Here is a 23,817-nt window from a genome sequence, read left to right as displayed (position 1 = left end):
ACGACTCTACGTCGCGGCGTCCGCAGTCCGTCCGGCACAACTGGCGCACCGCTCTTGCCGGGGGTAACCGCTCCCCATAACTTGCCGGTATGGAGCTGGAGTTGCGCCACCTGCGGACCGTAAGGGCGATCGCCGACGCCGGCAGCCTCACCAAGGCCGCAGCCGCTCTCGGCCTCGCGCAGCCGGCCCTCAGCACTCAGCTGCGGCGGATCGAACGAGCCCTGGGCGGGCCGCTGTTCGACCGCGACCACACCGGTTCGCGGCCGACGCCGCTCGGGGAGCTGGTCCTCGACCGGGCCCGGGTGCTGCTGCCCGCGGTGCAGGAACTCCAGGAGGACGCGGTCCGCTTCGCCAACACCTGGGCGAACCTGGACCGGTTCCGGCTCGGGGCCACGCACGGCCCGCTGCTCGGCGGCCTGGTCGACCAGCTCGCCCACGCGCGGCCGACGGTGCCTGTCACGACGTACACGACCTGGTCGGTCGGCGAGATCAGCACCATGCTGGTCGAGGGGCGGCTCGACTTCGGTCTGATCGGTACCTGCGGCGAGAGCCGGCCGCCCGCGACGGACCGGCTGAGCTGGGAGGTGGTGGGCGTCGACCCGGTGTTCGTGATGCTCCCCGAAGGTCATCCACTGGTCGGTGAGGAGGAGTTGGAGCTCTCCCGGCTCTCCGGCGAGTGCTGGACGGACGTCCCGGGTGAGGGCTGTTTCGCGGACTGCTTCACGGCGGCGTGCGCGCGGGCCGGTTTCGCCCCGATGCAGGTGTACGAGACGGACACCGCGTCCTGCGTGCACCTGGTCCAGGTGGGCCGGGCGGTGGGCCTGTGCCGGGCCACGTTCCCGCCCGCCGCCGGAATCGTGACCAGGCCGCTGGCCGGGGCGCCGCTGTCCTGGCGGCACCTGCTGGGCTGGCACCCGGGTGCGCCCGCGGCCGACGCGGCGAGGGCGGTCGCCGGGTACACGGACACCGCGTACGCGGAAGCCGTCTCCCGCAGCGCGAGTTACACCCGATGGCTCACGAAGAGCCCTCGCCCCGGCTTCGGCGCACACGGCGAGGGCGGAGGCGGGGGCCGGGGCGGCACGACCTGATCCGCCGGGGCCGGGGCGGCACGACCTGATCCGCCGGGGCCGGGGCGGCACGACCTGATCCGCCGGGGCCGGGGCGGCACGGCCTGATCCGCGGGGGCCGACACGACGTGGTGGTCCGAGCCGTCCTTGTACCGGGCGCCCCGGGGCGGCGTGATCCGCCGTAACAGGGCGGCGCCCCCGAGGGATCAGCTCGCCCCGTGCCCAGAGGCGATGGCCTCGATCCGGCGGGCGAGTTCGAAGTCCCGCTCGGTGAGTGCGCCGCCCGCGCTGTGCGTGTGCACGGACAGCGAGAGCGTGTGATGGCCCAGCACGAGGTCCGAGTGGTGGTCCAACTCGTCCTGCACCACGGCCACCTGCACGACCATCGCGGCGGCCGCGAGGTGCGTGCCCAGCCGGTACGTCCGGGCGATCCTGTCCTGCTCCAGCCGCCAGCCGGGCAGTTCACGCAGCCGGTCCTCGATCTCCTTCTGCGACAACGGCTCACTGGGCATCGTCGAACTCCTTCCACCACGCGGGCACGGCAGCAGGCTCACCGCCCGTGCCCTCATCCGCTCCTGGGTCCATCTGTTCCGGTGTGCAGGGTCAGCCTGCCACCTTCCGCGCCGAGCAGGCCCTGCCGCGGCCACGGGTCGCCCTGCACCCGCGCGTGCAGGTGCTCGTCGTGCCAGCCGTCGGCGTGCAGCAGGGCGCTGCGCATGGTCCCCTCGTACGAGAATCCGGCCTTCTCGGCAACCCGGCAGGACGCCTGGTTGGCGGTGGAATGGGTCAGTTGGACCCGGTGCAGGCCGAGGTCCTCGACCGCCCAGCGGGTCAGCGTCACCGCCGCGTCGACGGCCACGCCCTTGCCGCGTCCGGCGGGCAGCAGCCAGTAGAGGATCTCCCCGGTGCCCCGCGCCAGCTCGATGTCACCCATCCCCGCCGTCCCGACCACCTCGCCCTCCCCCGCCTCCGCGATCGCGAAGACCGCCGACACCTCGGCGCGCCAGCGCTCGCCCCACCGGTCGATCCGTCGTTCCGCCTCCGCGACGGTCAGCCGGCCCGGCCGGTTCCAGTGCTGGATCGCGGGGTCCTGGCCCGCCTCGACGAACTTCGGCGCGTCGGACCTCCGCCACGGCCGCAGCTCCAGCCCGCCCGGCAGGGGCAGTACCGGCTGCTCGTGGTCGCGCATCCGTCCCGCGGGTATCACGTTCGGCACTTCACAAGTCATCGGCACATCCTGTCAAAGCCGCCGTCCCGCACTGCGGCTACCTTCGTCCCATGACAAGCATCGCCATCGACAAAGGAGTTGGCGCCATGCTGCGCCACTGGCGCCGGAGTCGCCGGCTGAGCCAGCTGGAGCTCGCGCTGCGGGCCGACTCGTCCGCCCGGCACATCAGCTTCATCGAGACGGGGCGCGCCCGTCCCAGCCCCGACATGGTGCTGAAGCTCGCCGAGCACCTCGACGTGCCGGTCCGGGAGCGCAACGGCCTGCTGCTGGCGGCCGGGTACGCGCCGCGGTACGCCGAGACCCCGCTCGACGATCCCGCGATGGGTGCGCTCAGAGCCGGTATCGACCAGTTGCTCCAGGGGTACGAGCCCTACCCGGCGCTGGTCGTCGACGGCACGTACACGGTCGTCGCCGCCAACAGCGGCGTGGCGATGCTCCTCGGCGGGGTCGCCGAGCACCTTCTCACCGGGCCGGCCAACGCGATGCGCCTCACCCTGCACCCCGAGGGCCTGGCCCCGCGCATCAGGAACCTGCCCCAGTGGCGCGAGCACCTGCTGCACCAGATGCGCCGGCAGATGGCCCTGGCGAGGTCGGCGGCGCTGCGTGCACTGTACGAGGAGGTCTCGGCCTACCCACTGCCACCCTCCCGGCAGGGCGTGGACCGGCCGGTGGAATCGCCGTACGCCCCTTTCGCCCTGCCCTTGCAGATCGAGCACGAGGGGCGGGTGCTGTCGTTCGTGTCGTCGATCTCGACGTTCAACACGCCGATGGACGTCACGGTCGCCGAACTGGCCGTCGAGACGCTCCTTCCGGCGGACGCGGCCACGGTCGCCTTCCTGCGCACGGCCCCGCCTCACGGGTGAATCCCCGGCGGGTCGCCCGGTCGGTGGCCGGGGTCGGGGGCGACGGCGGTGCTCGTATGGGTTTCCGATCATCACACCGGCCTGCCCATGGCCCGCCCGGAAGGAACCACATGCCCGCCCAGATGTCCCGTACCGCCACCACCAGCGCCGCCACCCTCCTCTGCGTGCCTCTGCTGCTTCTCGGGGCCGGTACGTCCGCGAGCGCGGCGGAGAAGGATCCGCCGCACGTGTCGATCGACCTCACGGACGGGGTGGAGACCGTACGTCCGGGGGCCGGACTCAGATACACCGTCACCGTGCTGAACCACGGCCCGGCCAGGCTGGCCGGGCTGCGCGTCGAACAGCAGCTGCCCCCGGGGGCCTCGGGCCCGTCGGCCGGACAGCGGGCCAAGGTGGCGGGCGGCAAGGCGGTCTGGACCACCGATGTGCCCGGCTACGGCAGGGCGGTGCTGACGTCGAGGGCGACGCTCGGCACGGAGGCGGCGGGAGCGCTGCGGGCGGCGAGCACGGTGTGTGCGTATCTCTCCACGTCGGAGGTGCCGGTGGTGTGTTCGAGCGACATGAACCTGGTGTCCTCGGGGTCCCAGGGTGAGGGCCCGCCGGGGATGCGGGCGCGGAGCGTGGCGTCGGCGGACGGCATCGCGGAGTCCACGCTGCTGGGCGTGGGCCCCGCCGTGGCGATCGGTTCGTCGGCCGGCGCCACGCTGCTCGCCGTCACGGGCGTCCTGGCGCTGCGGCGCCGCAGAAGGGCCAGGACACCTCGGCTGCTGGGCTGACGACCCGCCGCGAGGGGCCTGCGGGCCCCACGCCCCGGTTACCGCGCGGCCTCTTCGACCGCCCCGGCCGCGCGGGCCGCGTCCGCCGCACGCTGCCTGCGCGCCGACATGCAGGCGTAGACGATGACGCCCGCGAAGAGGAAGAGCACGCCCTGGTAGACGGCCGCGTATCCCGATCCGGCGACCAGCCACATCGAGAAACCCGCCGCCAGGGCGGCCAGGACGGCGTCGCGGGCCAGGCGGCCCCGGTCGACCTGCTCCGAGCGGCCGGAGATCAGGAAGTACAGCTGCGCGGCCGTGGCCAGCAGATAGGGAACCGTCGCCGTGAAGGTAGTGACCAGGACCAGGACCTCGAAGACGCCGTCGGAGCCCGCGGTGTAGTTGTAGACGGTGAGCAGCGAGGCCAGGACGACGGTGACGACGACGCCGACCGTCGGGACGCCGCGCCGCTTCGTGGCGAAGACCGACGGGAACAGACCGTCCTTGGCGGCGGCGTACGGGGTCTGCGCGCTCAGCAGGGTCCAGCCGTTGAGGGCACCGAGGATCGAGATCAGGGCGGCGCAGGCGACGACGGTGCCGCCCCAGGTGCCGCCGAACATGTGGTTCACCGCGTCGGAGAAGGGGGCCGCGGAGTCGACGAGCTTGTCGTGCGGGACGTTGCCGAAGACGGAGAGCGTGCCCAGCAGGTAGACGAAGGCGGCGCCCAGGGTGCCGAGGATGGTGGCGCGGCCGACGTTGCGCCGCGGGTTGCGGACCTCGCCGGCGCTGACGGCCGCCGACTCCACGCCCAGGTAGCTGAACAGCAGGATCGCCGCGGACGCCGAGACCGCTCCGACCGGGCCGCTGCCGCTCGCCTGGAACGGACCGAGGTTGTCCGCGCTGAAGGTGAAGAGGCCGCCGATCGCGACCAGCAGGAGCGGTGCGAACTTCAGCACGGTGGCGACGACCTGCACCACGCCGACGTAACGCGTGCCCGCGAGGTTCGCGGCGGCCGGCAGCCACTGGATGACCAGTGCGGCGAGCATCATCGCGAACTTGGAGTCGCCGAGCGGGACCAGGACGTCCAGGTAGCCGACCGCGGCCACGGCGAGCGCGGCGTTGGAGACCCAGGCGGTGATCCAGTAGCTCCACGCGGCGAGGAATCCGGCGAAGTCGCCGAAGGCCGCGCGGGCGTAGACGTAGGGCCCACCGGTTCTGGGGTGCTGGTTCGCGAGCTTTCCGAACACCAGCGCGAGGCAGATCGCGCCGAGGGTCAGGACGCCGAAGGAGACGAGGCTGATGGTGCCGAACGGGGCGACGGAGGCGGGCAGCAGGAAGATGCCGCCACCGATGATGTTGCCCATGACGAGCGTGGTGGCGATGCCGAGCCCGAACCGACGGGCGTGCTTGCTCTGTTCCTCCGGGCCTTCGGCGGCGTCAGCCGGATCCGACTGCGGAACGGTTCCGGTGTCGTGCATGGGGTGGTGCCTCTCGCCGTACGAAGTGCCCAGGGTCGCCGGGCGACAGCCATGGTCGGGTACGGGGAAGCATGCACAAAATCACGCCTTTTCATCCTGTACGGCACGGTCAGGGGCCGGAAAACCTCCTTCGGCGGGGTCGGCCGACAAGGAATCCTGCGCGGGCCCGACCGGCACCTGCGGGCCCTGGCACTCGCGCAACCAGCGGCGAAGTACCTGGTGAACGCGTTCCGCGCCGACGATTTCGGCTCCTTCGGCGACCGGGTCGGACAGAGCGAGGGGCCACAGCAGGAAGGGGCGCGTCTGTTCCCCGCCGAGACCGCCGTGCGAACCGATCTGTTCCTCGAACGCGTGCACCTGGCCGGTTCCCGGGTCGTACGAGGAGTTGACCATGATGTCCGCAGTGTGCGGGAAGCCGTCGGTGCGGCGTACCGCGTCGGCCGCGCCCGGTCCGAAGGGCCGCATCGGGCCCTCGTCGTCGCGCAGTTCGGCCAGCGGGACCACCGCGCCCTCGGGACCCAGCACCACGGCGCCGTGCTCCTCGCTGCGTACCAGCAGAAATCCGATGCCCGGATGCCCCGCGAGCATCCGCAGCAGCGCGGGGTGGCGGCGGTCGATCTCCTCGCGGGAGGCGCGGCCGGCGATGTCGGGAAAGCTGATCAGCCCGAGGTTGCCCGAGGCGAGGACGATCGGGTCCAGCCGCGAGGCGTCCGAGGCTCCGTCGGCCTCGGGCGGCACCGGGAACGGCGCCTCCCGCGTGCCGCTGACCGGCCGGTGCAGCACGGTGAGCACGGCGTCACGTGCCTCGGCGCCGCTGCGCGTGCGCTGGGCGCGCCGCGGTACGGGCAGGCCGCAGCTGGCGCGGACGTAGTCCCGCAGGGTCAGACCGTAGCGGCCCTCGAAGGTCTCGCCGGGGCTCTGGCCGTGGTCGGAGAGCAGGACGGTCCGGTAGGCACGCGGTGCGCGATCGGCGATCTTGGTGATCAGGGCGAGGGAACGGTCGAGACGCTTGAGGATCAGGTCGGCGTCACGGCTGCGGGGTCCCGAGTGGTGGGCGACCTCGTCGTAGGCGACCAGGTCGGCGTAGATCGCCGTGCGGCCGGAGAGCAGGTCCCCCATGACGGCGGACACCACGACGTCGCGCTCGACGACGGTGGCGAAGGCCCTGATGAAGGGGTAGAGGCCGCCCCTGCCGACCCGCGGGGTCTCCTTGCGGAGCCGGGAGCGCACGGAGGAGTGGATCTCGCGGACGACCTCGGCGACGAAGGACATGGCGGTGCGGACCGCGTTGGCGGGGTCGGAGAAGTAGGCGAAGTACCCGGCCCTGGAGCGGTTGCTGGGGCCGCGGCGGGCGGCGATGGACAGCACCAGGGCGAGCTGGTCGGCGCCGCCGGAGAAGAGGTTGCCGCGGCTGGCGCCGTCGATGGTGAGCAGTCCGCCGTCCCCGGTGCGTTCGATGGCGCGGTTCTGCAGCTCGGCGGTACTGGCCGGGCTTGAGCACACCATGGTCCGGCCGCTCTCCTTCTCGTACCAGCGGAAGGCGGGGACGTCGTGGTTGGAGCCGTGCAGGATGCCGAGCTGGCTGGCGCCGGTCTGGCTGGACCAGTCGGTGCGCCAGGGGGTGAGCCGGTGGGTGGGCAGCGCCATGGAGGGGTGCTCGGCGGCCACGGCGGGAACCCGGGAACGGCGGCCGGAGGTGCGCGGGGCCGCGGCGGCGGTCCGGCCCAGCAGCCGGGCCACCGTGGGCATCAGCCCCTGGTCGACCGCGCGGCGCAGGGTGTCGTGGCCGAGTCCGTCGAGCTGGAGGAAGAGGGTGCCGGGCATGCCGTGCCTGCCCTCGTCGCGCCGGCCGCCGCGGCGTCGCTGGGCCAGCCGGGAGAGCCGGCGCCGGTAGGCCTCGTCGTCCCCGACGGTGAGTGCGGTGGAGGTGGCCGAGGCGACGGCGGACATGACGGCGGCGACGACCACGGCCATCTGCGGGTCGGCCTCGCCGCGGCCCTCGGGGATCACACTGAGCGCGATCAGCAGCAGCGAGCCGTTGAGGAAGAAGACGAGCAAACCGAGGACGAGCGCCGGTACGAGCAGGAGCGCGCGCACCGCCAGCGGCCACACCAGCGCGGACAGCAGGCCGAACGCGCCGGCCGCCCAGACGGCCGTAAGGGCCACGCTGGTGAGGCTCTCGTCGTCGTCGCTCTGGAGCTGGAAGTCCGGTAGCAGCCCGGCGAGTGCCAGCATCGTGAGCGTGGACACCACCCAGACGGCGACCAGCCGCAGGAGCGCTCCGCCCGCCCGCCGCCAGCCGATTCTTCGCCAACGCCCCTCGGCCACCACGCCGTACCCACCTGTTCTGATGCCTGGTCCGGGCAGCGTGTGCGCCTGCGGCCCGTTCGCCGGCAGCCTGTTGTCGGGCCGCTGCCGGACCTGCCCGTACGGTCAGCCTGTCACAGCAGGTCGGACGCTTCGGACCGGATCCCGGCAAAGGGCGTCAACAGCCGTCATATCCGGCGGTCGGCATCGAGAGCCGGCGGTGCACGTCGGCCTTCGTCTGCGCGGTGTACACGGGTTCGTCGAGCTCCGCCGTCTCCAGCCGTACGCCCCGGCGCTCGCACTCGGCGGCGAAGTCGTCCGCGCGGGCGAGGGCCCGCTCCAGGACGCGTTGGTTGGGAACCACGAAGACGTCCACCGCTCCGGCGTCGACACCGGCCCACAGTGCGCAGTGGTCGGCACGCAGCCCGTTCAGTACCAGCTGGCGGGTGACGGCGTACCCCTTGTCCGCCGCCCAGCGGACGCACATCGCGTACTGGCTGCGGATGTCCACCAGGAAGGGGTCGCGGTCGAGCTCCTCCAGCGGGATCAGGGCGGCGATGGCCACGACCCGGACGTCGTCGGTGTCCGTACGTGTCTCGTCCATGACCCGTCCCCTTCGCCGCTGTCGCCGCCGACCCTACTCCGCACGGCCCGCCGGGAGGCGCACCCGGACCGATCGGGGGCGCCGTAGGGTGGGGCAGGCATCGCGGAAGGGGTCCGGTCCAACTTGAGCAGCGAGAACGACACGAACGGCGGGCAGGGCGGCCGAAGCAGCGAACGGGGCGCCGGGACCGGCGCGCGCCCGGACAACGAACGGGACGGTGGGACCGGCGCGCGCGGCGCGGAAACGGTGATCACCTGGTGGGGGCACGCGACCTGCACCGTCGAGGACTCCGGGGTCCGTCTGCTGACCGACCCTCTGTTCGTGCGCCGCTTCGCCCATCTGCGACGCCGCCGCGGCGCCCTGCCGACGGCCGACGCGGCGCTGGCCGACGCGGTGCTGATCTCGCACCTGCACTCCGACCACCTGCATCTGCCGTCGCTCTCCCGGCTGGCTCCCGGCACGCTGGTGGTCGTGCCGCGCGGCGCGGTCCGTCAGGTGCCGGCACTGCGCCGGTTCCGCACGGCGGAGATCGCGCCGGGCGAGAGCCTGCGGATCGCCTCGCTGACCGTGCGCGCGGTGCACGCGGAACACGACGGGCGGCGGCTGCCGGTCGGGCCACGCCGCTGTCCCGCGCTGGGCTACGTGGTCGAGGGCGCGTCCGCCACCTACTTCGCCGGGGACACCGGGCTGTACGACGGGATGGCCGAAGCGGTCGGTCCGGTGCACGCCGCGCTGCTGCCGGTGGGCGGCTGGGGGCCGAACCTGGGGGTCGGGCACCTGGACGCGGGCCGGGCGGCGCAGGCGCTGACCGCGCTGGGTCCGCGCCACGCCGTGCCGATCCACTACGGGACGTACTGGCCGATCGGCCTGGACGGGGTGCGGCCGCACGAGTTCCACACGCCGGGCCAGGAGTTCGTACGCAAGGCCGCCGCGCTGGCGCCGGAGGTCTCGGTGCACCGGCTGGAGCACGGCGAGAGCGTGCGGACGACGGCGGGCCGGTCATGAGTGGCCGTTGGACGGCCGCGCAGTGGGTGCTGGAAGCCGCGCAGGTGGTGGACGTGCGCGTGCCGCCGGAGGCCACGCAGCAGGCGGTCGGCTATCCGACGCTCTTCGCCCTGGTGGCGTTCGGCGCGCTGGTGCCCGTGGTGCCGACGGGGGCGCTGGTGAGTACCGCGGCGGTGGTCGCGCTGCACCACACGATGCCCGCGGTGGCGCTGCTGATCGTCTTCCTGCTGGCGGCTGCCGGAGCGTTCGTGGGCGACCTGGCGCTGTACTGGCTGGGGGTGCGCGGGGTGCGCTCCGAGCACGGGTCGAAATGGCTCGACGCGCTGCGCAGGCGTGCACCGCAGCACCGGCTCGAACAGGCCCAGCAGAAGCTGGAGGACCACCGGTCGCAGGTGCTGACGCTGTCCCGGCTGGTCCCGGCGGGCCGGATCCCGGTCATGCTGGCCTGTCTGCTGGCGAAGATGCCGATCGGGAGGTTCGCCCGGGGGGACGTGCCGGCCTGCCTGGCGTGGGCCGTGGCGTACCAGTTGATCGGGGTGCTCGGCGGTTCGCTGTTCTCGGAGCCCTGGGCGGGCGTGGCCGCGGCGATCGCGGTGACGCTGCTGATCAGCGGGGTGCCCTCGCTGTGGCGGCGGCTGCGGCGGTCGGCGACGGTCTGAGCGGCGGCCCGCGCTCGGCGCGGCCCGTGCCCCGCTGCTGGTCGGGCCAGGACAGGTCGGGTCGGGTCGGGCCAGGACAGGTCGGGTCAGGTCAAGTCAGGTCAGATCGGGTCAGATCGGGCCAGGTCAGGACGCGGGAGGAACCCACCGGCAGGTCCCACAGTTCCTCGCGTGGCCGGCCGGCCGCCGCCCAGGCGGCCCGCACCCGGGTGAGGGGTTCGAGCACCGGCTCGGCGGAGAGCACGAAGGTGCCCCAGTGCATGGGTGCCATCTGCCGGGCGCCCACGTCCGTACAGGCTTGTACGGCTTCCTCCGGGTCCATGTGGACGTCGCGCAGCCACCAGCGGGGGTCGTACGCACCGATGGGGAGCAGCGCCAGGTCGAGACCGGGGTGACGGTCGCCGATCTCGCGGAACCAGTGGCCGTACCCGGTGTCGCCCGCGAAGTAGACGCGTCGTCCCTGGGAGTCGGTGAGGACCCAACCGCCCCAGAGCGTGCGGCAGGTGTCGGTCAGGGAGCGCTTGCTCCAGTGGTGTGCGGGAACGAAGTCGAGCCGTACGCCGTTCAGTTCGGCGCCCTCCCACCAGTCGAGCTCGGTGACATGGGTGAAGCCACGCCTGCGGCACCAGCGGGCGACACCGGCCGGGACGAACAGAGGTGTGGCGCGCGGCAGCCTCTTGAGGGTGGGGGCGTCCAGGTGGTCATAGTGGTTGTGGCTGATGACGACGGCGTCGACGGGCGGCAGGTCCTCCCAGCGGACCCCCACGGGGGTGACGCGTGCGGGCGTGCCCAGAATCTTGCGTGACCAGACCGGGTCGGTGAGTACGGTGAGCCCGCCGATGCGCAGGACCCAGCTGGCGTGGCCCACCCAGGTGACGGCGACCGTCGAGGTGTCCACGGCGGGCAGCGGGCCCGGCTCGAACGGCAGTCGGGCGATGTCGCGCAGCCCGTCGCGGCCGGGCCGCATCGCGCCCTCCCGGGCGAGTCTGGCCAGCGCGCGCACCCCGGGCAGCGGTGCGGTGAGGCGGTCGGCGAAGGTCCGTGGCCAGGCGGTGGTGCGGATCTCGCACAGGGGCCGGGTTCCGGAGGAACGTGCCGGCTGCCGGGATCGTTCCACCAGGTCCCACGTGAGGCCCGCCGCGCGTTCCGGAGGGTCGGTGAGTTCGGTCTGGTCCGTCATCGAAAGGCTCCGTTCGGCGGCGGCGGCGGGGGCGGTGAACAGCGGTGTCAGGGGTGGCTGCGGGGCCGGGCGGGAGCCGGACGGGCCGGTGCGGATCGGTGCAGTTCGGTGAGGGCGGTGCCCAGTTCGTTCAACGTCTGCTCCAGATGCGGGAGTTCAAGCGGCCTGGAAGCCGTCAGGGACTCCGTCCGCTGCTGCGGGGTCGCACCGAGCAGGGGCGCTGTGGAGAGACGTACGCGCAGGGCGCCCAACGGGTCGCCGAAACGGTGGCCGCCGGGGACGGGGGTGGCGAGGCGGTCCGTGAGGTACTCCTCGAGTTCCATGGAGTCGGTGACCCCGCGGGCGGCAAGTCCCGCACGCAGCGGGTCCAGGTCCACGTACAGGTGACGGCCGGCAACCGGAGGTCTGGCGAGCGCCCCCGCGGCCAGGACCGTGCGGTGCACCGCCTGCTGCACGTCCGCGTGGAGTGCGGCGGCGGCCCGGGACCGGGCGACGACGGGTTCCGGGTCGTGCAGCGCGTAGGCGGCGGCCTCGGCGATCGGGGCCGCGACGGTGGCGCCGAGCGCGGCGAGCGCGTCCAGGGCGCGGTCGCGCAGAGCAGCCCCGACAGCGGTGTCGGGCAGCCTGGCGATCGCGGCGGGCCAGGTGGTGGGGGTGTGCGCGCCGGCCAGGTCGGTGAGGACCAGGACGTGCTCGGGGAACATCTCGGCGGGGCTGAGGAACACCGTCTCGCACGGCCGGTGCACGGTGTCGCGCCAGGTCTCGTCGCTGATCACCCACAGCCCCTCGGCGAGCGCGACCTCGCAGGCGGCGCGCACGGTCTCGGGCGGCGCGAGGGTCGCGGTCGGGTCGTCGGGCACCGACAGCAGCAGCAGCCGGGGCGTGCCGCCCTCGGCCCGTACCCGCCGGACGGTCTCCATCAGGGCGTACGGATCCGGCACACCGCCGCACTCGGCGGGGGTCGGCACGTGGTAGGAGGACCTGACCGCGTCCCGGCCGCCGCCGAGCAGCCGGATCTGCGGGACCCACCAGGCGGGGCAGGGCCGGGGCAGCAGGACGTCACCCCCTGCGGCCGCCAGCAGAGCGAACAGGAGCGGGGGCGCCCCGGGGGCGGCGATCACCCCGTCGGGGCCGGTCTCCAGGCCGCGGCGCTGCCAGTGGCCTGACGCGGCCGTGCGCAGGGCGGCGCCACCGCCAGGCGGCTCGGACACGGTGCGGCACGCGCCTGCGGCCAGCACGGCGGCGAGTTCCGGCAGGACGGGCAGGCCGGGATCGGGCGCGGGTGGGCCGTGCCGGACCCTGCCGCGGTCCTCGGGAGCCGTCCGCTGCATGCCTGAACCTCCGCCGGTGCCATGACCCTGTGGCCAGGACGTCCGCCCTGACCCCTTTGCCCTTTATACGTAGCTCTGCGGCGGCCCGCCTCCCGTCCGCCGGCCCGCACGGTCCGGCGCGGCCCGCGCGGGCGCCGAACGGGTGGCACGCACGACGGTGCGCCGGGCCCCCGTCCGGGGCCCGGCGCACCGTCGTGTTCAGCCGACAGGTTGTTCAGGCGACGCATTGTTCCGAGACATGGTTCAGGCGATACGTTCCTGCCGGTCAGGCCGCTTCCTTGAGCGCCTGCGCACGGAGCTGTGTGCAGCACCTGTTGATCAGCCGGGACACGTGCATCTGGGAGAGACCGAGGTCCTCCGCGATACGGCTCTGGGTCATGTCCCGGAAGAAGCGCATGTAGAGGATCTTCCGCTCCCGCTCGGGCAGCCTGCGCAGCCCCGGCTTGACCGCCTCGCGGTCGACGATCACGTCGAGGGCCGGGTCGGGCCCGCCGATCGCGTCGACCAGTGAGTAACCGTCCTCGCTGCCGGGCATCTCGGCGTCGAGGGACAGTGCGGTGAAGGAGTCCAGCGCTTCGAGCCCGGAGTGTGCCTCGGCCTCGGTCATGCCGGCCTGCGCGGCCAGCTCGGCGACCGTCGGGGCGCGTCCCACCATCGTCTGGGCGAGTTCCTGGTGGGCGGAGCGGATCCGGTTGCGCAGGTCCTGGACGCGGCGCGGCACGTGCAGGGTCCACATGTGGTCGCGGAAGTGCCGCTTGATCTCACCGCTGATGGTCGGCACGGCGAAGCTCTCGAAGACGGAGCCGTGCCCGGGGTCGTACCGGTCGACCGCCTTCACCAGGCCGAGCGCGGCGACCTGTCGCAGGTCCTCCAGGGCCTCGCCCCGGTTGCGGAACCGGCCGGCCAGCCGCTCGGCCATCGGCAGCCACGCGTTGACGATCTCCTGGCGGATCACATCGCGCTCGCGGCCCTCGGGGAGGGTGACGAGCCGCTCGAAAGCGGCCGCGGTGTCCGGGGCGTCGTCGTGCGGATGCCTGGCTGGGGTGTGAGTGCGCATCGGTTGCTCCCTGGAACCACGGACGGTGCAGACGGATGGATGTCACCGTGGGCAGGGGGAGCCGGGGCCGGTCACCTGTCGGTCCTGGGCACACGTCCGGAGCACGGTCGCCGCTCCCACGGACGTGCCTCCGGTCCGAAGCACGTCGTTCGCCTGCCCTGGCAAGGGAGGGGCAAACGGCGGGCGGGCGGGCGGGGCCGTGTTCCGGGCCGCGCGCCGGTCCGTGCGCGGACTCAGCTCGGCCAGTAGCCGGTGACCCGGCGGACGAGGGTTGCACCGGAGCGCTCCACCGTGGTCCGTACGACGGCGAAGATGGCGCCCTCCAGTGCGACGGCCGGCAGGATCTCGCGCCAGCGGCGGTCACGGTCCAGGCCGTCGGGGGCGTCGTCCTCCCCGGTGACCACCTTCCAGGTCTTGCGGAAGGCGAGCCCGGCGAGCAGTCCGCCCGCCATACCGAAGATCATTCCCAGCGGCTTGTACAGCACTTTCCCCATGTCAGGCCTTCCTTCCCCGGAGCGTGTCTGCCACGTCCAGGGGTGTCGGTTCGTGCTCCGGCCCCGACGGGGGCACGGGGAGCAGGACTTCCTCGTAGCGGCCGAGCGCGAGTATCGCGCCCAGCATGAACACGGGCAGCAGCACGGCGAGTAATGCCATGGCCCCGTCCTTCCCTGGGAATGGGTACGGGCCTACTGGTTCGGGTGACCCCGCTCACAGGTGGTAAACCCGCCGCGCGGGGACCCGGCACGCACAGGCGGTGAACCCGCGGTACGGGCCGGGCGCACCCGGCCGACCCATGAAGGACCGGACCCGGAAGTACCGGAGGAAACCCACTCCGGGCGCGGAGCCCGCGGCCCGCCGTCCCTGACGGTTCGCAGACCCGCGCCCGGAGCCCATCCCTATCCCAAGTGGCCTCTCGGCCGCGATTCGGGTCCCCCGCCCCGGCCCGCCCAAACCCCCCACCACGCGCGGTGTTTCCGGGGTGGGAAAAGGCCGAAGTGCCACGTTTGGCAGCCATGTGCCGGGTACCAGCCGGGGACCCCGGTAGAGCGCGGGGCATCCGGAAGACCATGGAGTGATGCATACATGCAGCGAGGCAGCGACCGAGTCAGCCGACGCCAGGACGACGAGATGAAGCAGGAGCTGCAAGGACTGCTGCGGTCCGGCCACCCGACCAGGACCGAGGAGTGGCACGACCCGGAGCCGGTCGCCGACGACGACGTGGAACTCGCCTCGGACATGGCGCCCAGGCCCGGCCCCGAGGGCGAGTTCGAAAAGGTGCGGTTCGAGCTGGCGCGGCACCTGGGGCGCACCCAGTTCCCGGCGGACCGGGACGCCGTCGTGTCGATGCTGCGGCACGGCCACGCACCGGACCGGCTCTGCGGCGTGGTCTCGGGACTCCCGGCGGAATCGGTCTTCGACAACGTCCAGGAGGTCGCGGTGGCCGCCGTCCCGGAGGCATGGCAGGCCCGCTGACGGGTACCGCGGCCATGGGGCCGGGCGCCTCGCCCCCGCAGCCGCGCAGCTGATGCGCGGCCGGGACATCGGTGATGTGCTGGAGGTCCCGGACGGCCCAGCACGACGACCGGCCGGACGGTCCGGACGGGCCCCTGGACCACCGGCCGAACAGACTTAAGGAGCACAGATGCGCATCGCTTTTCTCGTGGCGCCCGAAGGCGTCGAGCAGGTGGAACTCACCGAGCCCTGGCAGGCGGTGACCGCCGCCGGTGACACCCCGCAGCTCGTGTCCACCGCCTCGGGCAGCATCCAGGCCTTCCACCACCTCGACAAGGGCGACACCTTCCCCGTCGACGAGGTGGTCGGTGACGCGTCCGTCGAGGAGTACGGCGGGCTGGTACTGCCGGGTGGCGTCGCCAACCCGGACGCCCTGCGTACGGACGCGGACGCCGTCGCCTTCGTGAAGGCCTTCTTCGAGGCCGGCAAGCCGGTCGCCGCGATCTGCCACGCCCCGTGGACCCTCATCGAGGCCGACGTGCTGAGCGGCCGTACGCTCACCTCGTGGCCGAGCCTGCGCACGGACATCACCAACGCGGGCGGCACCTGGGTCGACGAGCAGGTGAAGGTCTGCACCGGCGGCCCGAACACCCTGGTCACCAGCCGCAAGCCGGACGACCTCAAGGCGTTCTGCGAGGCGTTCACGTCGGAGTTCGCGAAGCAGAAGTAGAAGCACAAGTAGACGTAGACGTAGACGTAGAAGCCGTCGGCCCCGCGCGGGGCCCACGCACAGGCCCGGCCCGCATCCCAGCGGGCCGGGCCGCTCAGGTTCGGCCCGCGCCCCCAGCGGGCCGGGCCGCTCAGGTTCGGATCGGTCCGGCCGGGTAACCGGCTGCCATGTCCGACCCCATTGCGCAGATTCCCGTCCCTTCCCGTGCACCGGGCCGAGTCGCCGACTGGTTCACCGCCCGCGACCACGCCCTCTTCCACGCCGTGGCCTCCCGGCACTGGCCGGGCGCCGACCGGGTGCTGCCCCGGCTGAGCCGCAGCGCCAACCACGGGCTGCTGTGGTTCGGCGCCGCCGCCGGCATCGCGGCGTTCGGCGGCAGCACTCGCTCCCGCCGGGCCGCGATGCGCGGTGTGGCCTCGCTCGCACTGGCCTCGGCGACCGTGAACACCGTCGGCAAGCGCTCCGTACGCCGGATAAGGCCGGTGCTGGACTCCGTGCCGGTGATACGGCAGTTGAAGCGCCAGCCCCTCACCACGTCCTTCCCGTCCGGGCACTCGGCGTCCGCCGCCGCCTTCGCGACCGGTGTCGCGCTGGAGTCCAAGGGGTGGGGCGCCGCCGTGGCGCCGGTGGCGGGCGCGGTCGCCCTGTCCCGCGTCTACACCGGCGTGCACTTCCCCAGCGACGTGCTGGTCGGCGCCGCGCTCGGTGTGGGCGCCGCCTTCGCCGTACGGGGCCTGGTGCCGACCCGGGACCAGCTGCCCTCGCCCGGCCGGCCGCACACCGACGCACCCCGGCTGCCCGCGGGCCGGGGCCTGGTGGTCGTCGTGAACAAGGCGTCCGGCAGCGCGGCCGCCAAGGCCACGCTGGTACGCACCGCCCTGCCCGAGGCCGAGGTCCGCGAGGTCGACCCCGCGGACCTGTGCGCCGAACTGGACAAGGCCGTGGAGAACGGCACCGCGCTCGGCGTCTGCGGCGGCGACGGTACGGTCAACCGCGCCGCGGTGGCCGCCGCCCGCGCGAAGGTGCCGCTCGCCGTCTTCCCCGGCGGCACGCTCAACCACTTCGCGTACGACCTGAACATCGAGACCGTGCAGGACACCTGCCGGGCGGTGGAGGCCGGTGACGCGGTCAAGGTGGACCTCGGCCGGTTCACGCCCGGCCCGAACCCGGACGGCTCCCCCGGCTACTTCCTGAACACCTTCAGCCTGGGTGTCTACCCGGAGATGGTCCGTGTCCGCGAACGCTGGTCGCCTCGCATCGGCGGCTGGCCGGCCGGGCTGCTCGCCGCGTACGAGGTACTGCGCAGGGAAAGGCCGCTGGAGGCCGAGGTGCGGGGCAAGCGGCGCGGCATGTGGATGCTGTTCGCCGGAAACGGCCTGTACCAGCGGATGGGCCCGACCCCCGGCCGGCGGTTCGACCTGGCGGACGGGCTGCTGGACGTCCGGGTGGTGCACGGCGGCCGGCTGCCGGGGCTGCGGCTGATGCTGGCGGCGCTCTCGGGGCCGCTGAGCCGGTCCGCGTTCCACTCGGCGGGCCGGATGCGCCGGCTGCGGCTGGCGGGCATCGCGCCGGGGACACCGCTCGCCTACGACGGGGAGGTGGCCGAGGCCCCGACCGCGTTCCTCATCGACAAGGCGGACGAGGCCCTCACGGTGTACCGGCCGCTGCCTACCGTTCAGACGGCTCTGTAGGCCCGGACCTCCGCGGCTGCTCCCCCGGCAGGAGCTCGCCGTCGGCGCCCTCGTCGGTGGGCGCCTCCGTCACATCGAGGAAGACCTGGTCGGCCTCCGGCCAGGTCTTCCTGATGCGTAGCTTGATGCGCTCCGAGACCAGCTCGACGCGCTCGCTGTCCAACCCCGGCATCAGGTCGATGCGCGCCGCCACCAGGGTGGATTCCATGCCGAGCCGCATGGTGAGCAGGGATGCCACCCGGTCGATCTCCGGCTGGTCCTCCAGCAGTTCCCGGATGCCGTCGCGCAGTTCGGGGTCGACGGCCTCGCCGATGAGCTGGGCGCGGGCGTCGGAGCCGAGCCGGTAGGCCACGTACACGAGCAGGAGCCCGATGGTGAGCGAGGCCGCGGCCTCGTAGGCGACCTGTCCTGTGGCCATGTGCGCGATCATGCCGCCCATGGCGACGAGCACGCCGACGACGGCGGTGCTGTCCTCGGCGACGACGGTACGCAGCGCGGGGTCCTTGCCGAGGCCCTTGCCCGGCTGCTTGCGGACCTGCCACAGGGCGCGGACGAGCGAGGTGCCCTCGGCGAGGAGTGCCACCGTGAGGACGGCGAGTCCGGCGACGTAGCCGCTGGTGGACTCCCCCGCCGGAGGCTTCAGCAGGGCCTCGACGCCCTGGAAGAAGGAGAATCCCGCGCCGAGGACGAAGATGCCGACGGCGGCGAGCAGCGACCAGAAGTAGCGTTCCTTGCCGTAGCCGAAGGGGTGCTGCCGGTCGGCGGGCCGCTTGCTGCGGCGCAGTGCGGCCAGCAGGAATACCTCGTTGATGCTGTCGGCGACGGAGTGCGCCGCCTCGGAGAGCAGGGCGGGCGAGGAGGCTATGAGACCGCCGACGGCCTTGGCCACGGCGATGAGCAGATTGGCCGCGAGGGCCACCAGGATCGTCACACGGGTCTTGTGGTCGGACCCGCTCCCGGCGGGCCCGGCGTCGCCGGAGCGGGTGACCCGTTCGTCGGGTTCGGCTTGCGTGCTGTTACTCACAGACGGTCAGTTCCGGGGCAGCAGGGGGCCGAGCGGCCCCAGGTCGATGTTCAGGTCCCCGGGTTCCAGACCGAACTTGTCCCGCAGGATGTCCATCCTGTCCTCCAGCAGCATCAGCGTCATGCCGATCCGTTCCTCCTGGTCCTCGGTGAGATCGCCGGTGTCGACGCGGCGCAGCGCCTGCCGCTCCATGAGCTGGCGCAGCAGTTCCACCACGGTGAGGACGAGTTTGGCCAGGTCGCGTTCGACGGTGTCCGCGTCGAGCTCGACCTGCTTGCGCCTGGCCTCGTCGCCGGTGGCTGCCGGGGCGGCGCCGCTCGATCCGAGGCTGATGTTCCCGGCGCGGCCGGTGGCCACCGCTGTGTCGAGGTCCTCGGTGGCGAACTCGGCGCTCGTCGTGGTGCCGGGCAGGTCCGTGATACCTGACCGACCGGCGCTGCCGGACGCACCCGTGGTGCCGGTGAGGCGGTCGTCGTTCATGGCAACTCCCTTCCTCTCCATGTCAGTTCATATCTTCGAACGGAGACGGCACATTCTCGTTGACCGAGCTGATGAGCGCGTTGAGGTCGATGCGTACGAGATCGACGTCCGCGATCCGCAGGGTCAGGTCCCCGGAGAGCACCACGCCACCGCCCAGCAGCCGGTCGAGCAGGTCGACCAGGGCTATCTCGCGCTGGGCGAGGGCGTCTATGTCGTGGTCGTCGCTGTAGTGGGTCACGCGGTCCCGCCGCTCTGCGTGTCGCCGTCCTCGTCGCCGATCCCGGCGAAGGAGTACGGCGCCCACGGCCCGGTCAGCTCGACCTTGACGTTGTCGTCGCCCTCGGGCATCAGTGCCTGCACCTGCTCCACGAACGCTTCGCTGCCGGTGCGGGGCACCAGATAGGCGGCGTTGAGCACGTTCTGCCCGCTGCGGCCCGAGAGCCGGCCGTCCTGGAGGCGGTGCAGCAGGGCGGCCTCCGCGGACTGCGAGAGCTCGGCGTGCAGCTTGCGGCAGAGCGCGTCGGCCTTCTTGGAGTCGCTCTCACGGCTGCGCCGCTGGGCCAGCCGCTGCTGGAGATAACTGCGCCCGGCGCCGGGCCGGTCGGCCGAGGGCGGCGGGGCAGCGGGCGCCGGGTCCGCCTTGGGAGGCTTGGGCGCCGCGTCCGCGTACACCTTGACCCCCCATTCGACCCGTCCGTCGAGCCGCTCCAGCGCCCGGGTGAACCGTTCCTGTCCGCTCTCCAGCAACCGCCGCACCCCGTCGTCGTCGCGGCACACCGTCGCCAGTCGCAGCGGCAGCGGTGTGGTGACGGCGGTCAGGGCGGTGATGACCGCCTGGTGGGTGCGGGCGGTGGTGGCGAGCCAGTCGAGGTCCTCAAGGTGCGCCTTCAGCGGCGCCTCGTCGAAGTCGGCGGCCTGCACCGGGCTGACGACGGCGACGAGGTCGCCGTGGCGCAGCAGCCGGGGCGGCTCGCCGTCCAGGCCGCGCCCGCCCTCTTCGGGGAGGACTCCCTCGAAGGGGCGGGTCACGGCGTAGACGTAACAGAGCTCCTCGGGTCCCGGTCCGTCCTGGAAGACCTCGGTCGGGCAGGCCCCGTCGGGGAAGACCGCGCCGGAACCGGTCTCGCTGGTGTTGTCTGTCATGTCTGTCATGCCTGTTCTGCTTGCCCGTCCTTCGCCTTTTCAAGCTCCGGAGCGGAGGCCTCCAGATCGGCGATACGGCGCTTGAGGCGTTCGTTCTCCTCGGCGATCTCGCGGCGCCTGGCTCCGGAGGAGAGCGAGGGGTCGTCCTCCCACCAGTCAATGCCCATCTCCTTGGCCTTGTCCACCGAGGCCACGATCAGCCGGAGCTTGATGGTGAGGAGCTCGATGTCCAGGAGATTGATCTTGATGTCGCCCGCGATGACGACGCCCTTGTCAAGGACCCGTTCGAGGATGTCGGCGAGGTTGGCCCCGCCGCCCGACCCGTACGGGTCGGGCATTCTGGCCGCGGTGCTCATCGGCGGCCCTCGTCCGAGGGCTCGGCGTCGGCGTACTCACGCTTCTTGCGGGAGTCGGCGTCCTCGTCGTCGACGGCGTCCTCTTCGTCGGCCTCTTCGTACTCGGCCTCCGGGTCCTCCTCCTCGGCCTCCTCGTCGGCCTCGGGGTCGTCCTCCTCCTCGTACTCGGCCTCCGGGTCGCCCTCCTCGTCCTCGGGCTCACCCTCTTCCTCGTACTCGGCCTCGGGGTCGCCGTCCTCCGCTTCCTCTTCTTCCTCGTCCTCGTACTCGGCCTCGGGGTCCTGGTCCTCCTCGGCCTCCTCGGCCTCCTCGTCCTCGTACTCGGCCTCGGGGTCCTGGTCCTCCTCCTCGGAGTCGGGGGCGTCGTCCTCGTGGCCCTCCTCGTCCTCGTGGCCCTCTTCCTCGGCGCGGGCCTCTTCCTCCTCCGCGATCGCGTCCTCGTGGGTCTTGACGACCTCACCGTCCTCGATCGTGCCGCGCCAGCCGTCGTCGATCTCGCCCTTCATCGAGATGTGCCGGGCGTAGTTCTTGAGGTCGAGCCTGGCCCGGCGGCCCTGGGCGCGCCAGATGTTGCCGGTCTTCTCGAACAGCCCCTTGGGGTAGTACTCGATGACCAGGCACACCCGGGTGAGGTTGTCGCCCAGCGGGTGGAAGGTGACGACACCCTTGGTGGTGCCCTTGGCTCCCTCGGTGGTCCAGGAGAGCCGGTGGTCGGGCAGTTGCTGGGTGGTGTGCGCCTTCCAGCTGCGGTTGGACCAGAAGACCTTGAGCTTCCAGTCCGAGGTGGTGTCGTCGGCGGTGGTCGCGCTCTTGACACCCTTGGCGAAGGTGGAGAAGTCCTCGTAGCGGGTCCACTGGTCGTACGCGACCCGGACCGGCACGCCTACGTCGATCGTCTCCAGGATGACGATGGGCTTTCCGCCACCGCCGCCCTTCTTGCGCTTGCCCTTGCCTCCGAAGAGGCCGGAGAACGCGTCCTTGGCCTTGTCCTTCACGTGACCGGCTCCGAGTTCCACGGCGGTACGCATCGGGCCCTTGCCATCGGCGAGCTTCTTGCCGCCGTCCAGTGCGAGCTTGGCGAAGCCGGGGCTGTTGCCCTCCGCGATGTCGTTGAGCTTGCTGGTCGACTCGCCGAGCTTGCGGCCCGCACCGGTCAGGATGCGCGTCACCTGGGCGGCCATGTAGGCCTGCGCCTCGGACTTGAGCCGGTCGGTTATCTCGGAGTCCGGCTTCAGTGCGCCGGCTGCGTTCTTCAGATCAGGCACGGTTCTGGCCACCCTTCGCGCCACCGGTCCTGCGGGCCGCGGTCTTCTTCGCGGTGCCGGTGGTCTTCTTCGCCGCGGAGCCGGCCGTCTTCTTGGCCGTGCCCGACGAGGCGGTCTTCTTGGCCGCGCCCCGGCCGGACGTACGGGCGCTCCCGGTGGTCTTCTTCGCCGCACGGGTGCCCGACGAGGACGAGGCGGAGGAGGACTGCTTGCGGGGGCGGGCCTGACGGCGCGGTTCCTCGCGCTCCTCCTCCTGCTGGCCCTGCTGGTCCTGCTGGTCCTCGTCCTGCTGGTCCTCGTCCTGCTCGTCGTACTCCTCGTCGGAGTCGTCGTCCGCCTGCTTCTTGTTCTTGCCGCCCTTGTCCTTCAGGCTGCTGATGTCGGGAACGACACCGGCGGCCTTGTCCTGCACGCTCAGCGTCCGGTCGTGCAGCTTGTCGGCGAGCCCGCTGAGCTGACGGTTGATGATCGCGCCCGTGGCGGCCTTGCCGACACCCTGCATGTCCTCACGGAGCTGGTCACCCAGCTCCTTGAACTGCGGGTTGTTCTGCAACTGCGAGGACGCGAAGTCCATCAGCGCCTTCGGGCTCAGCTGCAGCTTCTTGCCGGCGACGAACGTGCCGACGGCGAAGGCGAACTTGAGCTTCTTGGTCCGCCCCAGGAAATAGCCCGCGCCTACGGCGAGCCCCAGTCCGAGCCTGTTGTTCATGGTTGTTGCATCCCCTTCTGCTTCTGCTCCAGCCGGTCGAGGAGTTCGTCCTCACGGCGGTCGAATTCGGCCTCGTCGATCTCGCCGGCCTCAAGGCGCTCCTCAAGGGCGCGGAGTTCGCGCTGGATGGCCGCCGGGTCGTAGTACTGCTTCTCCGCCTCGTCCACCACCTTCTGCAGCACCCAGCCGGTGCCGCGGACGGGGGCGAACGGAAGCATGAGGAGCTCTCCAAGGAGGCCCACCGCACTACTCCACGAAGCTGTACGGGGGCAGCGGGCCGTTGACCTGGAGCACCAGGTGCGGGGCCTCCCGCTGAAGGGCGTCGACGGCCTCGATGAACTCGGCGGAGCTGTCCCGCTCGACGAGGAAGGACACGTTGGCCAGCCAGCCGGTGGACTCGGGGCCGGGGCTTGTGTCGGCGGCGGCGCCCTCCAGTGACTGGCGGACCAGCTGTCCGTCGGCCTTCTCGCGCTGCTGCACGGCGGCCACGACGCGCTCGCCGAGCTGGAGCTTCTGCTCGTAGGTGCCGCCGCCCGCCGCCCGGTTGGCCTCGTTGAGGGTGCGCAGCTCGGAGTCGGTGGCGAGCACCTGGTGGAGCACGGCCTCCTCGTCGTGGGAAGCCTTGACGTTGTACTCGACCTTGCCCTCCAGGGCGTCGAGCCGCTCCAGGTAGTGCTTCTCGCGCTCGGCGAGGACGGTCTTCACCGCCTCGTCGTCGGTCGAGACACTGCCGAAGCGCATCGGCAGCACGGCGCCCTGGGCGCCCGCCTCGGACAGCACGCTCTGGTGGGCGAGCAGGTCGCGGCGCTTGGGCCGGAGGTTCTCCGGTGCTTCGCTGACCAGGGCGGTCAGTTCACCGGTCCTGATCGCGTAGACGGCCTGCGGCGGGTCGCCGACGCCGCCCATCTGCTCGGGCAGCGCGGGGTGTGCCGCGCGGGTGATCCCGTAGACGTAGGTGCTCATTCCTGCTCCTCCTTCCGGCGCGTCGTGGTGCGACGGGCCCGCGGCTTCGACTCGCTGCTGCTCTCTTCACGGGCGTCCTTGAAGGCGCCCGATATGGTCTCGGCCGCGCCTGAGAGGGCGCCCTTGGTCTTGCCGGACGCACCCTTCTCCGTGGCGTCGCCGATGATGTCGGTCAGACCGGAGGGCTTCTTGCTGCCGCTCTCCAGGTCGAGGCGGTTGCAGGCCTCGGCGAAGCGGAGGTAGGTGTCCACGCTCGCCACCACGACACGGATGTCGATCTTCAGGATCTCGATGCCGACCAGGGACACACGAATGAATGCGTCGATGACTAGCCCCCGGTCGAGGACGAGCTCCAAGACGTCGTAGAGGCCGCTGGTACCGCCGCCGCCTCCACCTTGCTGTGCCGGAACAACGGACATATCGACCGGATCTCCTTTGCTGGGTGTGGTGCGCGGGAACGGCTGCACGCC

Annotated in this window: 28 protein-coding genes; 8 read left to right on the top strand and 20 right to left on the bottom strand. The window is 72.2% G+C overall.

The window, feature by feature from the left end:
- Window positions 1–89: 89 nt before the first annotated feature.
- Window positions 90–1,088: a LysR substrate-binding domain-containing protein gene (locus tag ACIQM4_RS03210; RefSeq protein WP_401585209.1), complete on the top strand. Its 999-nt coding sequence runs from the start codon at window positions 90–92 to the stop codon at window positions 1,086–1,088.
- A 185-nt stretch (window positions 1,089–1,273) separates the two neighbouring features.
- Here ACIQM4_RS03210 and ACIQM4_RS03205 read toward each other — a convergent pair whose 3' ends face one another.
- Entirely contained in the window at window positions 1,274–1,579 is a 306-nt protein-coding gene (locus ACIQM4_RS03205) for a 4a-hydroxytetrahydrobiopterin dehydratase (RefSeq protein WP_401585206.1), read from the bottom strand.
- A 53-nt stretch (window positions 1,580–1,632) separates the two neighbouring features.
- Complete coding sequence (locus ACIQM4_RS03200; protein WP_401585203.1) at window positions 1,633–2,295, bottom strand: GNAT family N-acetyltransferase; 663 nt, start codon at window positions 2,293–2,295, stop codon at window positions 1,633–1,635.
- A gap of 50 nt (window positions 2,296–2,345) precedes the next feature.
- Here ACIQM4_RS03200 and ACIQM4_RS03195 point away from each other — a divergent pair, with 50 nt between their 5' ends.
- Both ACIQM4_RS03195 and ACIQM4_RS03190 read left to right on the top strand, forming a co-directional pair.
- The gene (locus ACIQM4_RS03195; protein ID WP_401585200.1) at window positions 2,346–3,158 is read left to right on the top strand and encodes a helix-turn-helix domain-containing protein; all 813 of its coding nucleotides are present in this window, start codon (window positions 2,346–2,348) and stop codon (window positions 3,156–3,158) included.
- Between the two features lie 110 nt (window positions 3,159–3,268).
- A complete protein-coding gene (locus tag ACIQM4_RS03190) occupies window positions 3,269–3,934 on the top strand; it encodes a hypothetical protein (RefSeq protein WP_401585197.1) in 666 nt (221 codons plus the stop codon).
- A gap of 38 nt (window positions 3,935–3,972) precedes the next feature.
- Here the strand turns inward: ACIQM4_RS03190 and ACIQM4_RS03185 are convergent, their stop codons facing one another.
- The 3 genes from ACIQM4_RS03185 to ACIQM4_RS03175 form a co-directional block, all read right to left on the bottom strand.
- Window positions 3,973–5,391: an amino acid permease gene (locus tag ACIQM4_RS03185; protein ID WP_401585194.1), complete on the bottom strand. Its 1,419-nt coding sequence runs from the start codon at window positions 5,389–5,391 to the stop codon at window positions 3,973–3,975.
- 81 nt (window positions 5,392–5,472) lie between these two features.
- Complete coding sequence (locus tag ACIQM4_RS03180; RefSeq protein ID WP_401586083.1) at window positions 5,473–7,719, bottom strand: phage holin family protein; 2,247 nt, start codon at window positions 7,717–7,719, stop codon at window positions 5,473–5,475.
- A gap of 157 nt (window positions 7,720–7,876) precedes the next feature.
- Complete coding sequence (locus tag ACIQM4_RS03175; RefSeq protein WP_401585191.1) at window positions 7,877–8,302, bottom strand: hypothetical protein; 426 nt, start codon at window positions 8,300–8,302, stop codon at window positions 7,877–7,879.
- 246 nt (window positions 8,303–8,548) lie between these two features.
- Here ACIQM4_RS03175 and ACIQM4_RS03170 point away from each other — a divergent pair, with 246 nt between their 5' ends.
- Window positions 8,549–9,307 (top strand): MBL fold metallo-hydrolase, encoded by a 759-nt coding sequence (locus tag ACIQM4_RS03170; protein WP_401586081.1) that lies wholly within the window; start codon window positions 8,549–8,551, stop codon window positions 9,305–9,307.
- Complete coding sequence (locus ACIQM4_RS03165) at window positions 9,304–9,966, top strand: DedA family protein (RefSeq protein ID WP_401585188.1); 663 nt, start codon at window positions 9,304–9,306, stop codon at window positions 9,964–9,966. The genes ACIQM4_RS03170 and ACIQM4_RS03165 overlap by 4 nt, the downstream gene beginning before the upstream one ends.
- A gap of 91 nt (window positions 9,967–10,057) precedes the next feature.
- On the opposite strand, the gene ACIQM4_RS03160 is transcribed toward ACIQM4_RS03165, so the two are convergent.
- The 5 genes from ACIQM4_RS03160 to ACIQM4_RS03140 form a co-directional block, all read right to left on the bottom strand.
- Window positions 10,058–11,146 carry an MBL fold metallo-hydrolase gene (locus ACIQM4_RS03160; protein ID WP_401585185.1) on the bottom strand — a complete coding sequence of 363 codons (1,089 nt, stop codon included), beginning with the start codon at window positions 11,144–11,146 and terminating at the stop codon, window positions 10,058–10,060.
- A gap of 47 nt (window positions 11,147–11,193) precedes the next feature.
- The gene (locus tag ACIQM4_RS03155) at window positions 11,194–12,477 is read right to left on the bottom strand and encodes an aminotransferase class I/II-fold pyridoxal phosphate-dependent enzyme (RefSeq protein WP_401585182.1); all 1,284 of its coding nucleotides are present in this window, start codon (window positions 12,475–12,477) and stop codon (window positions 11,194–11,196) included.
- A gap of 265 nt (window positions 12,478–12,742) precedes the next feature.
- Complete coding sequence (locus ACIQM4_RS03150; protein ID WP_401585179.1) at window positions 12,743–13,534, bottom strand: SigB/SigF/SigG family RNA polymerase sigma factor; 792 nt, start codon at window positions 13,532–13,534, stop codon at window positions 12,743–12,745.
- A gap of 233 nt (window positions 13,535–13,767) precedes the next feature.
- Window positions 13,768–14,028 carry a DUF4235 domain-containing protein gene (locus tag ACIQM4_RS03145; protein WP_401585176.1) on the bottom strand — a complete coding sequence of 87 codons (261 nt, stop codon included), beginning with the start codon at window positions 14,026–14,028 and terminating at the stop codon, window positions 13,768–13,770.
- A 1-nt stretch (window position 14,029) separates the two neighbouring features.
- The gene (locus ACIQM4_RS03140) at window positions 14,030–14,188 is read right to left on the bottom strand and encodes a hypothetical protein (RefSeq protein WP_401585174.1); all 159 of its coding nucleotides are present in this window, start codon (window positions 14,186–14,188) and stop codon (window positions 14,030–14,032) included.
- 429 nt (window positions 14,189–14,617) lie between these two features.
- Between ACIQM4_RS03140 and ACIQM4_RS03135 the strand changes: the two genes are divergently transcribed.
- The 3 genes from ACIQM4_RS03135 to ACIQM4_RS03125 all read left to right on the top strand — a co-directional run bounded on the left by ACIQM4_RS03135 (window position 14,618) and on the right by ACIQM4_RS03125 (window position 17,407).
- Window positions 14,618–15,007: a DUF2795 domain-containing protein gene (locus ACIQM4_RS03135; RefSeq protein ID WP_401585172.1), complete on the top strand. Its 390-nt coding sequence runs from the start codon at window positions 14,618–14,620 to the stop codon at window positions 15,005–15,007.
- A gap of 169 nt (window positions 15,008–15,176) precedes the next feature.
- Window positions 15,177–15,716: a type 1 glutamine amidotransferase domain-containing protein gene (locus tag ACIQM4_RS03130; RefSeq protein WP_401585169.1), complete on the top strand. Its 540-nt coding sequence runs from the start codon at window positions 15,177–15,179 to the stop codon at window positions 15,714–15,716.
- A gap of 167 nt (window positions 15,717–15,883) precedes the next feature.
- Window positions 15,884–17,407: a bifunctional phosphatase PAP2/diacylglycerol kinase family protein gene (locus tag ACIQM4_RS03125; RefSeq protein ID WP_401585166.1), complete on the top strand. Its 1,524-nt coding sequence runs from the start codon at window positions 15,884–15,886 to the stop codon at window positions 17,405–17,407.
- Here the strand turns inward: ACIQM4_RS03125 and ACIQM4_RS03120 are convergent.
- The 10 genes from ACIQM4_RS03120 to ACIQM4_RS03075 form a co-directional block, all read right to left on the bottom strand.
- On the bottom strand, window positions 17,385–18,431 hold the full coding sequence (locus ACIQM4_RS03120) for a cation diffusion facilitator family transporter (protein ID WP_401585163.1): 1,047 nt from the start codon (window positions 18,429–18,431) through the stop codon (window positions 17,385–17,387). The two genes, ACIQM4_RS03125 and ACIQM4_RS03120, sit on opposite strands and share 23 nt — an antisense overlap.
- Before the next feature lie 6 nt (window positions 18,432–18,437).
- Complete coding sequence (locus ACIQM4_RS03115) at window positions 18,438–18,668, bottom strand: gas vesicle protein K (protein ID WP_401586078.1); 231 nt, start codon at window positions 18,666–18,668, stop codon at window positions 18,438–18,440.
- 265 nt (window positions 18,669–18,933) lie between these two features.
- Window positions 18,934–19,149: a gas vesicle protein gene (locus ACIQM4_RS03110; RefSeq protein WP_401585160.1), complete on the bottom strand. Its 216-nt coding sequence runs from the start codon at window positions 19,147–19,149 to the stop codon at window positions 18,934–18,936.
- Window positions 19,146–20,063: a GvpL/GvpF family gas vesicle protein gene (locus ACIQM4_RS03105; RefSeq protein WP_401585158.1), complete on the bottom strand. Its 918-nt coding sequence runs from the start codon at window positions 20,061–20,063 to the stop codon at window positions 19,146–19,148. The genes ACIQM4_RS03110 and ACIQM4_RS03105 overlap by 4 nt, the downstream gene beginning before the upstream one ends.
- Entirely contained in the window at window positions 20,060–20,410 is a 351-nt protein-coding gene (locus ACIQM4_RS03100; RefSeq protein WP_401585155.1) for a gas vesicle protein, read from the bottom strand. The genes ACIQM4_RS03105 and ACIQM4_RS03100 overlap by 4 nt, the downstream gene beginning before the upstream one ends.
- Window positions 20,407–21,675, bottom strand: coding sequence for an SRPBCC family protein (locus ACIQM4_RS03095; RefSeq protein WP_401585153.1), 1,269 nt, complete (start codon window positions 21,673–21,675; stop codon window positions 20,407–20,409). Before ACIQM4_RS03095 ends, ACIQM4_RS03100 begins: the two co-directional genes overlap by 4 nt.
- Window positions 21,668–22,384 carry a DNA primase gene (locus ACIQM4_RS03090; RefSeq protein ID WP_401585151.1) on the bottom strand — a complete coding sequence of 239 codons (717 nt, stop codon included), beginning with the start codon at window positions 22,382–22,384 and terminating at the stop codon, window positions 21,668–21,670. The genes ACIQM4_RS03095 and ACIQM4_RS03090 overlap by 8 nt, the downstream gene beginning before the upstream one ends.
- Window positions 22,381–22,626 carry a gas vesicle protein GvpG gene (locus ACIQM4_RS03085; protein ID WP_401585149.1) on the bottom strand — a complete coding sequence of 82 codons (246 nt, stop codon included), beginning with the start codon at window positions 22,624–22,626 and terminating at the stop codon, window positions 22,381–22,383. The genes ACIQM4_RS03090 and ACIQM4_RS03085 overlap by 4 nt, the downstream gene beginning before the upstream one ends.
- A 4-nt stretch (window positions 22,627–22,630) precedes the next feature.
- Window positions 22,631–23,347, bottom strand: a complete 717-nt coding sequence (locus ACIQM4_RS03080; protein ID WP_401585146.1) for a GvpL/GvpF family gas vesicle protein — start codon at window positions 23,345–23,347, stop codon at window positions 22,631–22,633.
- The gene (locus ACIQM4_RS03075; RefSeq protein WP_401585144.1) at window positions 23,344–23,766 is read right to left on the bottom strand and encodes a gas vesicle structural protein GvpA; all 423 of its coding nucleotides are present in this window, start codon (window positions 23,764–23,766) and stop codon (window positions 23,344–23,346) included. Before ACIQM4_RS03075 ends, ACIQM4_RS03080 begins: the two co-directional genes overlap by 4 nt.
- Between the last annotated feature and the right edge of the window lie 51 nt (window positions 23,767–23,817).

The organism is Streptomyces sp. NPDC091272, assembly GCF_044757485.1.
GTDB lineage: Bacteria > Actinomycetota > Actinomycetes > Streptomycetales > Streptomycetaceae > Streptomyces.
This window is presented reverse-complemented; position numbering and strand designations above follow the sequence as displayed.